The sequence below is a fragment of the Candidatus Nitronereus thalassa genome, from assembly GCF_032191465.1.
In the GTDB taxonomy this organism is placed as follows: domain Bacteria; phylum Nitrospirota; class Nitrospiria; order Nitrospirales; family UBA8639; genus Nitronereus; species Nitronereus thalassa.
Genome location: NZ_JAQOUE010000001.1, coordinates 3,149,757 through 3,163,135 on the forward strand (window position 1 = coordinate 3,149,757; position 13,379 = coordinate 3,163,135).

At 49.3% G+C, this 13,379-nt stretch carries 13 protein-coding genes; 6 read left to right on the forward strand and 7 right to left on the reverse strand.

Going from position 1 to position 13,379, the window contains the following annotated elements; all coding sequences use genetic code 11:
• Positions 1-30: 30 nt before the first annotated feature.
• A complete protein-coding gene (locus PPG34_RS14230) occupies positions 31-342 on the reverse strand; it encodes a tetratricopeptide repeat protein (protein WP_313834078.1) in 312 nt (103 codons plus the stop codon).
• A 179-nt stretch (positions 343-521) separates the two neighbouring features.
• On the opposite strand from PPG34_RS14230, the gene PPG34_RS14235 reads away from it, so the two are divergent.
• The 5 genes from PPG34_RS14235 (at position 522) to PPG34_RS14255 (ending at position 5,001) form a co-directional block, all read left to right on the forward strand.
• Positions 522-1,466, forward strand: a complete 945-nt coding sequence (locus tag PPG34_RS14235) for a histone deacetylase family protein (RefSeq protein ID WP_313834079.1) — start codon at positions 522-524, stop codon at positions 1,464-1,466.
• A 3-nt stretch (positions 1,467-1,469) separates the two neighbouring features.
• On the forward strand, positions 1,470-2,792 hold the full coding sequence (locus PPG34_RS14240; protein WP_313834080.1) for a multiheme c-type cytochrome: 1,323 nt from the start codon (positions 1,470-1,472) through the stop codon (positions 2,790-2,792).
• Between the two features lie 26 nt (positions 2,793-2,818).
• Entirely contained in the window at positions 2,819-3,688 is an 870-nt protein-coding gene (locus PPG34_RS14245) for a sulfurtransferase (protein ID WP_313834081.1), read from the forward strand.
• 98 nt (positions 3,689-3,786) lie between these two features.
• Positions 3,787-4,128: a small metal-binding protein SmbP gene (gene smbP / locus PPG34_RS14250; protein ID WP_313834082.1), complete on the forward strand. Its 342-nt coding sequence runs from the start codon at positions 3,787-3,789 to the stop codon at positions 4,126-4,128.
• Between the two features lie 84 nt (positions 4,129-4,212).
• Positions 4,213-5,001, forward strand: a complete 789-nt coding sequence (locus tag PPG34_RS14255; protein ID WP_313834083.1) for a nitrilase-related carbon-nitrogen hydrolase — start codon at positions 4,213-4,215, stop codon at positions 4,999-5,001.
• 41 nt (positions 5,002-5,042) lie between these two features.
• Here the strand turns inward: PPG34_RS14255 and PPG34_RS14260 are convergent, their stop codons facing one another.
• Positions 5,043-5,927, reverse strand: a complete 885-nt coding sequence (locus PPG34_RS14260) for an undecaprenyl-diphosphate phosphatase (RefSeq protein ID WP_313834084.1) — start codon at positions 5,925-5,927, stop codon at positions 5,043-5,045.
• 287 nt (positions 5,928-6,214) lie between these two features.
• On the opposite strand from PPG34_RS14260, the gene PPG34_RS14265 reads away from it, so the two are divergent.
• A complete protein-coding gene (locus PPG34_RS14265; protein ID WP_313834085.1) occupies positions 6,215-7,000 on the forward strand; it encodes a helix-hairpin-helix domain-containing protein in 786 nt (261 codons plus the stop codon).
• 76 nt (positions 7,001-7,076) lie between these two features.
• Here the strand turns inward: PPG34_RS14265 and PPG34_RS14270 are convergent, their stop codons facing one another.
• The 5 genes from PPG34_RS14270 to lnt form a co-directional block, all read right to left on the reverse strand.
• Positions 7,077-7,781, reverse strand: a complete 705-nt coding sequence (locus tag PPG34_RS14270) for an ABC transporter ATP-binding protein (RefSeq protein WP_313834086.1) — start codon at positions 7,779-7,781, stop codon at positions 7,077-7,079.
• Positions 7,782-7,786: 5 nt separating this feature from the next.
• A complete protein-coding gene (locus tag PPG34_RS14275; protein ID WP_313834087.1) occupies positions 7,787-9,046 on the reverse strand; it encodes a lipoprotein-releasing ABC transporter permease subunit in 1,260 nt (419 codons plus the stop codon).
• Positions 9,043-10,530 carry a lysine--tRNA ligase gene (gene lysS / locus PPG34_RS14280; RefSeq protein ID WP_313834088.1) on the reverse strand — a complete coding sequence of 496 codons (1,488 nt, stop codon included), beginning with the start codon at positions 10,528-10,530 and terminating at the stop codon, positions 9,043-9,045. Before lysS ends, PPG34_RS14275 begins: the two co-directional genes overlap by 4 nt.
• 60 nt (positions 10,531-10,590) lie before the next feature.
• Positions 10,591-11,701 (reverse strand): peptide chain release factor 2 gene (prfB, locus tag PPG34_RS14285; protein WP_338140928.1). Its coding sequence is split into 2 segments (ribosomal slippage): positions 10,591-11,631 and positions 11,633-11,701, totalling 1,110 coding nucleotides; the frame shifts between segments, so codons are not numbered across the junction.
• A 3-nt stretch (positions 11,702-11,704) separates the two neighbouring features.
• Positions 11,705-13,333 carry an apolipoprotein N-acyltransferase gene (lnt, locus tag PPG34_RS14290; protein WP_313834090.1) on the reverse strand — a complete coding sequence of 543 codons (1,629 nt, stop codon included), beginning with the start codon at positions 13,331-13,333 and terminating at the stop codon, positions 11,705-11,707.
• Positions 13,334-13,379: the final 46 nt, after the last annotated feature.

The following is a 13,379-nucleotide window of genomic DNA, read 5'->3' on the forward strand; positions in this document are numbered from 1 at the left end:
ATTTCCTTAGCGGAAATCTCGGAATTTATTTTATAGCGAATCTCTCAACTCTTCCAAATTTTTAATGACCAGCAAGTCGCCGTTTGTGGTAGCGACTTCGATGCCTTGAGCGCAGACTTCCCGACAGCGATCGGGCTGGTCATTATTTTTTAGGCATTGGGCCAATGCAAAGATAGCGGCGGAATACGTGGGTTTGACCTTGATGCAGCTTTCTAACGCAGGGATGGCTTCTGCCCAATTTTCATCTGCCATATAGGCTTTTCCTAAACCAAACCACAGGGTTTCGTCGTTAGGGTCCATCTTCAGGACTTTAATAAACTTTTCTATTTTGGGGTCTGGCATAATTCGTTCTCTCCAAATTGCATTTGATGAAAGGTATTCGCTGAATGATCGACTCTAGCATTGCCCCCTTCGCGTTGTCTAACGCCATACCCTGTGTTACCATCCGATGCTCGAATTTTTCTTATCTCCCTCCTTGCTGAAAACGGCGAGGAGAAAAATCCCTCTAGAAGGATTGGATCATGGGCCGGGTTGGCATTGTTACGCATCCTGCGTATTTGGAACATGATATGGGTCCGGGGCATCCGGAATCACCGGAACGGTTGCGGGTCATCAACGCGCAGCTAGAGGCGACCGGTATCATGGCTAAGTTGACTCGAATCGAACCCCGAAAAGCGGCTACGGAGTGGATTACGCGCATTCATGATCCCGCCTATGTGCAATGCTTGGAAGAGAAAGCCCCGAGTGTGGGGTATGTCTCGCTAGACCCAGATACCTCGATGTCCCCTGGGTCGTTGACGGCGGCATATCTGGCGGCTGGTGGGGCGATGGCTGCAGTTGATGCCATTATGGATAACCAAGTCGATCAGGTCTTCTGTGCGGTGCGTCCGCCGGGGCATCATGCCGAAGCGACTCATGCTAAAGGCTTTTGTCTATTTAATACCGTGGCCATTGCTGCACGGTATATTCAAGAACGACATGGATTGAAACGCATCCTGATTGTGGATTGGGATGTGCATCATGGCAATGGCACACAGCATGTGTTTGAAGATGATCCGTCAGTGCTCTTTTTTAGCACGCACCAATTTCCGTTTTATCCTGGTACGGGTGCGTTCGTGGAACGTGGCCGGGGGGCTGGAGAAGGGGCCACCATTAATATGCCCTTGGATGGCGGACAAGGTCCCGATGATTACCGAGCCATATTTGAGCAGGTTTTGGTGCCGGCGGCCAAGGCGTTTCATCCGGAGTTTGTGCTCATCTCGGCAGGCTTCGATGCGCATCAGGATGATCCTTTGGCGAGTATGGCCTTGACGGATGAAAGCTATGGCGAACTTACTCGTCTTGTCACTGGCATTGCGAATGCCCATTGTCATGGTCGGATTGTGTCATGTTTGGAAGGGGGCTATGCCCTCCGAGCCTTGGCGGGTTCAGTCGAACAACATATTTTAGCCTTAATGGAAGCATAACTCATGGTGCGAGGACGACGAAGACGGCGAAGTCGAGGAGGGTGGGCAGTTCTTTTAGGATTAATCGTGGTGGCTTCGGTATCCGTCTATTATTTTTATACGGAAATTCGCCCCACTGTCATATTTGGCTTGCGGGATGATTATGCCCGAGCCATACCCTTTCAATCGGTCCCGGTTGGATTGGAAAGCCTCAAAGCGGAGGAATGTGGGCAATGCCATCAGGACATCTACCAAGAGTGGAAGACCAGTATTCACGCTCACGCCTACAAAGATCCATTCTTCCAAGCCTATTGGAAAAAGGATGACAACATTTGGGTTTGCCTCAACTGTCACACGCCGCTAGAAAATCAACAACCGACTCTCATTCAGAGCATTCCTAATAATCGTGTGGAAAGGGCCGTGCAAATTGAAAACCCAATGTATGACCCTGCCTATCAGCAAGAGGGAGTGACCTGCGCGGCTTGCCATGTGCGCGATGGGGTGATTTTTGGACCGTACGATGACTCCGTGGCTCCACATCCAACGGAATTTGATCCGGCCTTTCGGACCACGGCTATGTGCTATCGCTGCCACAATGTGGTGTCCGGGCCTTTTCAATTTTACAATGTGGGGCCTTGCGGTACCTATGCGGAATACGAAGGCGAATTCTTCATGAAGGAAAAAGGGTTTACCTGCCAATCCTGTCATATGCCGGAAATATCGAGGCCGGTGGCGGAAGGCGGCCCCATTCGCCAGGGGCGACAGCATTTATGGCGTGGGGGACATGACCCTGAAATGATTAAGCGTGCGGTGGCGATCCAAGTCCAGGCTGATCCGCCGAATCCCAAACCCGGGGATACGGTGAATATGACGCTCACGTTGATCAACGCCGGCGCTGGTCACAAAATTCCGACCGGCGATCCTGACCGTCACTTTACGGTGGAATTTTTTGTGAAGGATAACACCGGCGCCGTCATTGCGGAACATACTGAAACGATGGGCCGGTGGATTCTCTGGCAACCGGTCATCGTGGAGCTTTATGACAACCGATTGCTGCCTTTGGCCAGCCGGGACTACCAATTTTCCTATCAAATTCCTCAAGGGAGGGACGACTTGGTTGTGGAGGCTCGAGTTCGCTATCATATCCTCACAGATGGACAGCATGCCATGTTGCGGGGCAGCTATGGATTGCGATCCGATGATCCCTATCGATTTATGATTTATCAGCGAGATTTTCCACTCAGCGAGAAACTGAGTGTGGCGTTGATTGATCAACCCGTCGATACCCGCATTGGATGTGCCAAGGATTCTTCCGATGTCGTGATGCCCCATGGCCCTTTAAGTTAATTTAGCAGAGGAATAGGAACAGATTTATGTCGAGTGCATGGTTAATTGATACAGAAACTTTGGCGCAGAATTTGGGTCGGAAAGATCTCGTTGTTATTGATGTGCGTGGTGAGGCCGCCTATTCGTCGCATATTCCAGGGGCCATCAATTCCACCTGGCATGCCTATAGTGATCCCGAGGCGGTGGCCAAAGGGGTGTTGGATCCCGATATTTCTCGACTGGAACGCCGGTTGCAGGCATTGGGCATTAATAATTCCAGCGATATTGTAATCTATTCCAACCCCTTTGATAATTGGGGTGATGAGGGTCGAATGTTTTGGATGCTTCAGTATCTTGGCCATTCGAGCGTCAAAATACTGGATGGGGGTTGGGTGAAATGGACGACCGAAGCCAGACCGTATCAACACGATCCTATTCAACTCCCTCCTGGGGATTTTAAAGCCACTCCCCATACGGAAATCATGATTCTCAAAGATGAGCTGAAAAAACTCGTGAAGCGACCACATCCAGAGTCCATTCTCATTGATGCTCGGAGCATCGAAGAATATGCGGGAAAAGAAATTGATGGGTTGCCCCGAGCGGGTCATATTCCTTCCGCGGTCAATATCCCCTGGAATGGCTTCCTCAATCGGGATGGAACGGTCAAAGATTTCGAAACCATCAGAAATATTTTCTTGGACAATGGACTTCGACCTGAACAAGAAATTATTACCTATTGCTTAGGGGGAGTTCGGTCAGCTTGGCTCTATTTTGTGCTGCGACTGGTCGGCTATGAGAAGGTAAGGAATTATCCTGGCTCCTGGTGGGAATGGAGTCGAGATTTTGCGGCACCTACGGAAAAAGATGTCAAACTGCTGCATAAAGTGACCGCCCAGTCCCCTGCGCAATCTTCTTGATGAAATACCAAAACCATGCGAGGATATTCCCATGAACGGTGTTATATTGGGGCGTTCTGGTTTTTTTTATCTTTAACCTTATTTGGTGGAGGTCTGAAATGGGGCGAAATCTACTTTTCGCGGTGATGGTTATGGGTATGACCTGCATGTTGACGGCCAGCCCAGTGCTGGCGGGTGGAAATGAGCATGTTCATGAGGCAATCGAACATGCCGAAGAAGCCGTGGAACATGGCGGCATGGGGCATGCTGATGCGATTGTGAAGCATGCGGGTGTGGCGCTACAACATGCACATGCAGCTCAAAAAGAAGTAAAAAATCCTCATCTCGACGAAGGGGTGCACGAGTTAGAGGAAGCCATCACGCATGGAAAACAAGGTCATGCGGAAGTGGCGACCAAACATGCGAACAGTGCCGTCATGCATCTTAAAGAAGTGCATTGATTGACTCGAAGTTAAAGAAAAAATCGTAGAAAAACGGGCAGGTAAATCCTGCCCGTTTTTGTTTCAGGAGGTCAGAGAAAGAGTATGAAGGTTGGGTATTTCCAATCACACCCACTATTTGGCGAGGTGGAAAAAAATATTGAAGGGTTTGGGGTGCGCCTGACTTCAGTTGAATGTGATCTGCTCGTGCTTCCTGAATTGGCCTTTTCGGGGTATCAATTTGTCAGTCAGGAGGAAGTGCTGAAGTTGTCCGAACCTGTTCCTGAAGGCTTTACGACCCAAACGTGCATTGAATTGGCTCGCAAACACAACATGCATTTGGTTGTGGGATTGCCAGAACGGGATGGAGACCGGTGTTATAATTCCGCCATCATTGTCGGGCCTTCCGGGTATGTGGGGTGCTATAGGAAGACGCACTTATTTTTTGAGGAAACCTTGTTCTTTACTCCAGGCAATTCCGGTTTTCAGGTTTGGGATATTGGTCAGGCGTGCATTGGAGTCATGATTTGTTTCGATTGGTACTATCCTGAGGCAGCGAGGACCTTGGCGCTCAAGGGTGCGGATATTCTGTGCCATCCGTCCAATTTGGTATTACCCCATTGTCCTGATGCCATGGTAACGCGGTCCCTGGAAAATCGGATCTTTAGCATTACCGCTAATCGCATTGGTCGAGAAGCCAGAGGAGAGGGTCGACCCCTCACGTTTATTGGTAAAAGCGAGGTGGTTTCCCCGAAAGGGAAGATCCTTCATCGGGCCCCGATTGATCAGGAAGAATTGATAACCGTGGATATCGCCCTCCTTGAAGCCAGGGACAAATCCATAAATCCATACAATGATTTGTTGAAAGACCGGCGACCTGAGATGTATTCGTGAGATGGGAAGCGTAAAGACGTATTCTAAGTAACGCCTTACGATTACAGTATCATCAGGATGATGGTGCCGAGGACAATTCGGTAATACCCAAAGACTTTCAAGGTATGTCGCTTGACGTAGGTGAGGAACGAGGCGATCACCACCCAAGCTACAAGGAAAGAAACTACCATTCCAATCAATAGGGCAATGATATCACTTGCACTAAACAGATGGAACGACTGCAGAAGTTTGTATCCTGTTGCGGCAAACATGGTGGGGAGGGCAAGAAAAAATGAGAATTCGGTAGCGACTTTTCGGTCCAGGCCAATTAACAAACCTCCCACAATGGTCGATCCAGACCGTGACATGCCGGGGATTAGAGCCACGCATTGTGCAAGACCCACACCGATGGCAGCTGGAAGCCCTACCTGTTCCAGTTGAGAAATTTTGACAGTTTTGGGCCACGTTTCCACCACCAAGATGATGATTCCACCAATGATCAAGCTGATGGCTACCGTCTTAGGAGAAAAGAGGTGAGCTTCGATCCAATCATGAGCGATGAGCCCGACGATGGCTGCAGGGATAAAAGCAGCCCCCAATCCTAAAAGGAACCAGAGGTTTCGATGCTGGACCATGGAGTGACGCAGAGTTGATTGCCAGGAATGCGGAGTGCCGGGCTCCTGGGGAGCCATGAGGCGTTGCCGAAATTCCCGTTGTTCAAGAAGCCCTTGGCGAAGTAACCCCGCGATTTTTTTTCGCTCGTAGACAACCACGGCTAAGACGGCTCCTATTTGAATGCAGATTTCCACACTCACCGCGATGTCACCCGTAAACCCGAGCCAATGCCCCAGAAGGATAAGGTGTCCTGTGGACGAGACGGGCAAATATTCAGTGAGGCCTTCCAAAAATCCGAGGAGTGCGGCTAAGCCTGGTCCAAATTGGTCCATGAAAAAAAGTCTTTCCGGGAATATTTCGAAATTATTTGGAGATGGGTGTCTCTGAAAGGACTCTTTCGGCGGATTGGGTACTGAAATAGAGAGGGGGCAATATTAGCGTCGTTTCTTTTGTTCCGTGCAAAGCTATTGACAAAAATATGTTCCCATTTCATGCTAGGGGCCTCTACCTAGTGAGGCCCCGACATCTTAAATTACTGAAACTGTTTCAGAATGGGAAGACGGCAAAGTGTAGGGCGATGTTATGGTGAATACAACCTTTTTGACATAATGAGGACTAGATGAACTGGAAACACACTGAACATGTTCGGGTTGCCCAATTTCCAATGGTCATTGGCCTGATGATGCTGGCAGGTTTGTTACTGAGTGGTTGTGTCGTGTCAACCAAGAAGTATGAAGCGGCTGTGGCCGATATGGAATCTGCGAAAACCGATCTTGAGAAAAGCCGCATGATGCGGGAGGCGGTGGAACAGGAAAATGAAAAACTGAAAAAGGAAAATGAAAAAGTGGCCCTGGATTTAGAATTAATGGCCTCGGAAATTCAGAGGATTAAAGAGGGGAGGGAAAGTGAGCGTGACCTCTTGACGGCGCGTGAGGCCGAGGTCGTCAAAAAAGGCCAGATCCTCACGGCAAAATATGGAAAAATTCAGCAAGAATACCAGAAACTTAAAAGCCAAAATCGCGCCTTGAAAGATACTATTCAGCGTTATCAAAAAGAATTGAAAGAGGCGCGTCAGGCAAAAGTGGAACGAGAAGCTGAGGCTCCCGAAACGATGTCTTCTACAATGACTTCCTCAGAACCGAATTCTGTCGTGGCTTCTATTCCCAAAACCTCGTCTGAACCAGCGCCTGTGGTGACTCCGAGCAAAGGAGCCCTGGCGCCCGTAAATATCAATACAGCGTCAGCCAATGATTTAGTTCTCTTTTTGGGGCTCACCAAAAATATGGCGGAAAAAGTTATTGCCAACCGTCCGTACCGTCTTCGAGGAGAGTTGGTCGCCAAACAGGTGGTTCCCAAGGCCACGTTTGATGTGATTAAGGATAGGATTACCGCCGCAGCGAAGTGAGACGTGATAACTTATGCGTGACGTGTGAAGCGTAGAATAAAAGTTAATTTTCGTAGCAAGCTTGGGAGTTTGCGTGTCACGAGTCTGGTTCCCCGGCAATTTTCCCATCCACCATATGAATGACCCGATCTGCTTGCTCGGCAAGGCGTTCGTTGTGCGTCACAATGACAAAGGCCGTGCCTCGTTTTTGATTCAACGTTTTTAATAATTCAAAAATCGTCTCTCCGGTGTGAGTATCTAGATTACCCGTTGGTTCATCAGCCAAAACCAGGTCCGGGCTTTGAATTAAAGCGCGCGCCACCGCCACACGTTGTTGTTCCCCTCCCGAAAGTTCTCCGGGCTTGTGATGGAGGCGATGTCCCAACCCGACATCGGAGAGCAGAGCCTTGGCCTCTTGCAACATTTCTTGCTTGGGACGATTTTGCATCAACGCGGGAAGAAACGTATTTTCCAGCGCCGTAAATTCAGGAAGCAAATGATGGAATTGAAATACAAACCCGATCCGGCGGTTTCGGAAAGTGGCTAATTCCGTTTCGGACAACCGGAACACATCTTGTCCTTCGAACAATACTGTGCCGGTGGTGGGCCGATCGAGGGTGCCCAGAATATGGAGAAACGTGCTTTTGCCAGCACCGGAAGCCCCGATCATCGCCAGCATTTCTCTTCGGCGAAGAGTCAAATGGATTCCCTTCAATACCTCGACGGTTTGGTGGTCAAGCCTGAACGATTTGCACACGTCGTTCACTTGGAGAAATGGACTGTCCATTTTAGGGTGAGCCATACAATTTATTCATATCGGAGGGCACTAACCGGAGCGAGTTTCGCGGCTTGCCAGGATGGATAGACGGTTGCCGCAAAGCTGATGAGAATGGCCGAGCAGGCCACCAAAAGGACATCCAAGCCTTGGACATGAACGGGAATGTGGGAGATGTAATAGACGGTCTGGTCAAACGTCCAATAATTTTCAATGAGATAAAGGAACGTATATCCCAACGGTATGCCAATGATTGTCCCAGTTAATCCAATGACCAACCCGTTGAGCATAAAGATCCGCATGATGGCTTTGGGGGTCGCCCCCATGGCTTTGAGAATCGCAATCTCCCGCTGTTTTTCATTCACGATCATGGTGAGCGTACCCACGATATTAAAGGAGGCGACTAACGTGATCAGGACCAATAGGAGGAACATCATGGTCTTTTCGAGTTTCAAGGCAGAGAACAGATTGCGATTCAATTCCATCCAATCCCTGGCGGAATAACCGAGGCCGAGAGCGTCGTCGATGCGTGAGGCAATGGCGTTGGCAGCGAAGACTTCAGTCACTTTCACTTGAATGCCTGTCACTGTGTGACCCAACCCAAAAAACTTCTGGGCTTCTTGGAGCGAAATATACGCCAATGATGAATCGTATTCGTACATTCCTGATTCAAAAATGCCGACCACTTGAAAGGGCCGAATTTTTGGTGTCATGCCCAACGCACTGATTGGACCCACAGGCGAAACTACGTTCACACTGTTTCCCACAAACAATCCAAGGCGCAAGGCCAATTCTTTACCCAAAATAATGCCTGGTTGGGGAGTGGCCAACGAACCGTCATCCTTGGTGACAGCGGGCGGATTGGCTAAATCATTTAGGTTTCCATGCTTTACATTGTCTGCAACTTCTGTGACATCTGGTTCTTTGGCAGGGTCGATTCCGCGAAGAATGATCCCTTGAACTCCGGTTTTCGAAGTCAGCAACACTTGTTTGAAAATATAGGGCGTGGCCGCAATGACCCCAGGGACGGCTTCCACTTTGGTGACGAGGTCCGTATACCCAGCCATGGTTTGGTGACCGCGCTCCTGAACCACGACGTGTGATGTTGTACCTAAAATTTTTGCCTGCATATCCTCTTTAAACCCCGTCATGATACCGAGAGTCCCGATGAGTGCGGCCACGCCAAGCGTGATTCCCGTAATCGAAATGAAGGTATTAAACGAAATGGTACGTGTTCGGCGTTTGGCGCGAAGATAGCGAAGCCCGACAAAAATTTCATAGGGTAGGGTCACGGATGTTTCTCCGGGCGGAGCTGCGGAAAGAGAATGACATCCCGAATAGACGCTTGGTTGGTAAATAACATGACTAGGCGATCGATGCCGATGCCCTCGCCAGCAGTTGGAGGCATGCCATATTCCAAGGCACGGACAAAGTCTTCATCGAGATAATGGGCCTCTTCGTCACCGGCTTCTCGCTGAGCCATTTGGGTTTCAAAGCGTTGGCGTTGATCGATCGGGTCATTCAACTCAGAAAACCCATTCGCGATTTCACGGCTGGCAATAAACAATTCAAATCGGTCTGTGAGGGAAGGATCGGAATCCTTTCGCCGCGAAAGTGGGGAAATTTCCGTGGGGTAATCGGTGATGAACGTCGGCTGCGTTAATTTCGACTCCACGGTTTCTTCAAAGATGATATTCAAAATGCCGATGAGGGTGGCATCTTTGGGAATGTCCAGGTTGAGGGTTTTTGCCGCGTCTGCCGCAGTCTCACGACTTTCTAGCACCCTTCGATCAAATTGATTAAATTCTAAGATGGCCTCAAAATACGGGAGTCGTCGCCAAGGGGGTGAGAAATCGATCGTCTGGCCTTGGTATTCCAATGTCATGGTCCCGCAGATGTCTTGTGCCAATTTTCCCAAGAGCTGTTCTGTCAAAACCATTAAATCATGGTAATCCGCATAGGCTTGGTAGAATTCGAGCATTGTAAATTCGGGGTTATGAATGGTGGAGATCCCTTCGTTTCGAAAGTTTCTATTGATTTCGAATACTCGGCGAAACCCACCAACGATTAATCGCTTGAGATACAATTCCGGCGCAACTCGCAAATATAAATCGGTGCTTAAGGCATTATGGTGTGTGACGAAGGGTTTGGCTGTTGCGCCACCGGGAATGGGATGCATCATCGGAGTTTCCACTTCAAGAAACCCCTGTTCTGTGAAATAGTTGCGGATGCCGGTGATCAATCGGCTACGGGTTTCAAATATTTTGTGTACCTCAGGGTTTGCAATCAGATCGACATATCGTTGTCGATAGCGTGTCTCAATGTCAGTCAGCCCATGCCATTTCTCGGGAAGCGGGCGAAGGCCTTTCGACAAAAACGTCATCTTCTGGACTTCGATGGTGAGTTCATCGGTTTTGGTTCGAAACAAATGTCCTTCGACGCCGATCCAATCGCCCAAATCCAATTCTTGAGAAACCCGAAAGCTATCATCTCCGAGAACATCTTTTTTCAGATACACCTGCATACGATGCGCGCCGTCCTGCAACGAGGCAAACGCGGCTTTCCCAAACCGGCGAAGTGCCACAATGCGTCCGGCAAGACGACAGTCGATTTTCTGTTGTTCAAGTTCCTCTTTGGTTTTGGATCCGTGAGTAGCCATGAGAGGTTCAATGTGATGTGTGACGTCAAAGCGCGTGCCATAGGGCTGAATACCCATATTTCGTAGGGTATCGAGTTTTTGAATCCGGAGCGTGCGTTGTTCGTTTAATTCTTCCATGGGCCCATTCCAATGTCTGTATAGATGAAAGTCAGATTGTTGTTGACGAGAAGAAATGCCTTAGGGGGTCGAGTCTGCCATCTTGAATTTTAAATAGGCTTCGATAAACGGATCAATGGCGCCATCCATCACGACCGAGATATTGCCGGATTCATGATTCGTTCGGTGATCCTTGACCATTTGATAGGGTTGAAATACATACGACCGAATTTGGCTGCCCCAGGCAATATCCTTTTTTTCTCCAATAATATTTTGAAACTCCGCGTCTTTCTTTTGTTGTTCCACTTCAAAAAGTTTGGCTTTGAGCACCTTCATGGCGCCCAATCGGTTTTGTAATTGCGAGCGTTCATTTTGACATTGCACGACAATGCCCGTGGGAAGGTGGGTCATGCGAATGGCCGTCTCAACCTTATTTACGTTTTGTCCGCCCGCGCCACCAGCCCGAAAGGTGTCGATCCGTATGTCTTTATCATCAATCTCAATTTCTACATCGTCATCAAGTTCCGGGCACACTGACACCGCAGCAAAAGAGGTATGACGACGTTTATTCGCATCAAAAGGCGAGATGCGGACCAAACGGTGAACTCCCGCTTCGGATTTCAGGTAGCCATAGGCATATTCACCTTCAACGCCCAGGGTGACGCTCTTTATGCCAGCTTCGTCACCGGGGAGCAAATCGATCGTGTTGACCTTGAAGCCATGTCGTTCAGCCCAGCGGACATACATCCGCATGAGCATTTGTGCCCAGTCTTGTGATTCCGTTCCACCTGCGCCAGGATTTATACCGAGGATAGCCGAATTGGCATCATGTTTCCCCGACAACAACTGTTCCGTGTGCAGTTGATCAAGGAAAGTTTCTAACTCTTCAAGTCCCTGGGTGAGCTCGGATTGAAGGTCGGGATCGTCCGCTTCCCCTATAAGTTCGAGGGTGGCCTCCAAATCCGATTGCCGACGCTCAAAATCTGTGATGCGGGAGAGATCACGTTCTATATTGGCTTTGCGACGCCCAACCTTGGTGGCATTTTGTGAGTTGGTCCAAAAGTCGGGTTGTGCACTTTCCTGTTCGAGTTCTTCTAATTCGTTGCGAAGCCGAGGCAGGTCAAAGACGCCTCCGTAAATCTTGGATAGTGTCTCCAGTGGTTTCTAAACGGCTCCGAATGTCGTCAAGCATTCTTTACTCCTTTTCGAGTGAACGTGGTGTTGGAAACTGAAAGATGGTGTCCACCGCGGTTGGTTTGCGGAAAAATCGAGTAAACCATAGCAAAAACAGCGTCATTATAACACAGCCCCATGCAAACACATCGCCAAATTGCGTGTACCAGGATGAGGGGTTGCCAAGAGGAAGAGCGTAGGTGATGGCCTGCTCTGTAAAAATCGGCGTGGCATCCACAATTTTCCCTGAAGGGTCGATTATCCCGGAAATACCGGTATTTGCTGCGCGAGCAAATGCCATACGGTTTTCCACAGCTCGGAAGACTACCATGGCAAAATGTTGGTAGGGGGCTACCGTCTCTCCGAACCAGGCATCATTCGTGATGGTGACCAGGAAATTCGCACCTTCTTTAGCGAGTTTCCGAACCAGGTCAGGAAAAATGACCTCATAGCAAATAGCCACGCCAAAAAGTGCCTGGTTTTGATCTGCACCATGGCGAATCGACAAGAGTGTCGGTCCAGGACCTGGCTGAAAATCCCCAATGCCTACCACGAGTTTTTCTAGAAAAAAGAGTAATTGTTTGAGGGGAATGTATTCTCCAAATGGCACGAGATGTTGTTTGTCATACCGACCGGTGAGTGTTCCATCGGGATTCAACACATAGGCACTGTTGAGCAGATAGGGTCTACCATCGTCGTGCCGACGAACCGCAGGGCTCCCAAAAATCAGGGGAACTTGGGCCTTTTTCACAATATCGAGAACCAGCGATTGGTAGCCTGGTTCTTGTTCAAAGAGAAACGGTGTCGCAGCCTCTGGCCAAATGACCACGTCGGCCTGTGGCGAGATGGCTTCGGTAAGCCGTGCATAGCGCTCAATCGTATCGACTCGATAAGCGGTGTCCCATTTCAACGCTTGGTCAATATTGGCTTGTACTACGCCGACGTTGAGTGTCCGCGAATTTAGAGAGCTCGAGGAAAAATTTGTAAGAGCGACAGACCCATAAAACCAGATTGCGAGAAAACTCCCTAGGGTAACGGCTAAAGGTTTCCATGGAGGAAGAAGTGTGGCGCGAAGTTTTGATTTCGCCAAGACCCAACGTAACAATAAAAATATTGCCACGTTGACTAACACCAGAACAAACGACACGCCATAGACGCTGGTGATATCAGCAATTTGAATAATCGGGAGCCATTGAAATTGGGAATATCCGAAGAGTCCCCAGGGTAACCCACTCAAGGCATAGGTTCGGAGGAATTCTAGGGAAACCCATAAGCAGGGAGCGAACATCCAGGCCATGTTGGACCAGCGTTTTTCCATCCAGAGGAACCCCCACGCATACACCCCTACAAAAAGGCCAAGGTACGTGGTCAGCAAAAACATGAGAGCGATGCTGATGGGGAGTGGGACTTGTCCATAGAGATGCATGGCCACCACGACCCAGTACATCGTTCCTACAAAAGAGAAAAATCCCGCCAGCCATCCCCGAAAAAATCCCTGACGGGGTGTGATGTCCAGCAATATGCGATGGAGGGGCAATAGCGCTATCCACGCCAAACTTCCCCAAGGAAATCCATCAGGAAGATTTGACACGGAGAGGGAGTAGGCAACGCCGGTGAGCAGGGCATAAAACCCCACGCGCTTTTTTGACATGACGCGGTACGGTAGGGGAAACCACCCATTGATGCAAGCGTGAACA

Bases quoted from the DNA above. Each gene is read 5' to 3' on its own strand.
- PPG34_RS14230 (WP_313834078.1), bottom strand. From the start codon at position 342: ATGCCAGACCCCAAAATAGAAAAGTTTATTAAAGTCCTGAAGATGGAC.
- PPG34_RS14235 (WP_313834079.1), top strand. From the start codon at position 522: ATGGGCCGGGTTGGCATTGTTACGCATCCTGCGTATTTGGAACATGAT.
- PPG34_RS14240 (WP_313834080.1), top strand. From the start codon at position 1,470: ATGGTGCGAGGACGACGAAGACGGCGAAGTCGAGGAGGGTGGGCAGTT.
- PPG34_RS14245 (WP_313834081.1), top strand. From the start codon at position 2,819: ATGTCGAGTGCATGGTTAATTGATACAGAAACTTTGGCGCAGAATTTG.
- smbP (WP_313834082.1), top strand. From the start codon at position 3,787: ATGGGGCGAAATCTACTTTTCGCGGTGATGGTTATGGGTATGACCTGC.
- PPG34_RS14255 (WP_313834083.1), top strand. From the start codon at position 4,213: ATGAAGGTTGGGTATTTCCAATCACACCCACTATTTGGCGAGGTGGAA.
- PPG34_RS14260 (WP_313834084.1), bottom strand. From the start codon at position 5,927: ATGGACCAATTTGGACCAGGCTTAGCCGCACTCCTCGGATTTTTGGAA.
- PPG34_RS14265 (WP_313834085.1), top strand. From the start codon at position 6,215: ATGAACTGGAAACACACTGAACATGTTCGGGTTGCCCAATTTCCAATG.
- PPG34_RS14270 (WP_313834086.1), bottom strand. From the start codon at position 7,781: ATGGCTCACCCTAAAATGGACAGTCCATTTCTCCAAGTGAACGACGTG.
- lysS (WP_313834088.1), bottom strand. From the start codon at position 10,530: ATGGAAGAATTAAACGAACAACGCACGCTCCGGATTCAAAAACTCGAT.
- lnt (WP_313834090.1), bottom strand. From the start codon at position 13,333: ATGTCAAAAAAGCGCGTGGGGTTTTATGCCCTGCTCACCGGCGTTGCC.